This is a genomic window from Desulforhabdus sp. TSK, assembly GCF_022836495.1.
Classification (GTDB): Bacteria; Desulfobacterota; Syntrophobacteria; order Syntrophobacterales; family Syntrophobacteraceae; genus Desulforhabdus.
The window spans coordinates 1-285 of sequence record NZ_BQXM01000227.1; the positions used below are offsets into that span (position 1 = coordinate 1).

1 protein-coding gene is annotated in these 285 nt (G+C 62.5%); it reads left to right on the top strand.

Annotation, left to right across the window (positions count from 1 at the left end):
- The coding region (locus MWC30_RS22200) for a substrate-binding domain-containing protein (protein WP_272495893.1) at positions 1-272 on the top strand (272 nt) is incomplete at its 5' end.
- Positions 273-285: the final 13 nt, after the last annotated feature.

Below are 285 nucleotides of genomic sequence, written 5' to 3' on the forward strand. Positions count from 1 at the left end.
TGGTGTCGAACCACAACCGGTGTGCCCAAATGGTCGCCTTCCAGCTCTCCGACGCCGCTTTGGGGCTTCGAGCCGTTGCCGCCGCCCACGGGTTGGACTTTGTCCCCATGGAGGCCGTGCGCTGCGACCTGGTCATTCCCTGCGATTTCCTGGACCTTCCGGCCGTCAAGATCCTCCTGGATGTGCTGCAGACCCGCGCTCTGCGGAATGAACTGGCTTCTCTCCCCGGCTATGAATCCGCCTGCACGGGGGAAGTCATCGGGCAGGTCTGAAATCTTCCCATGA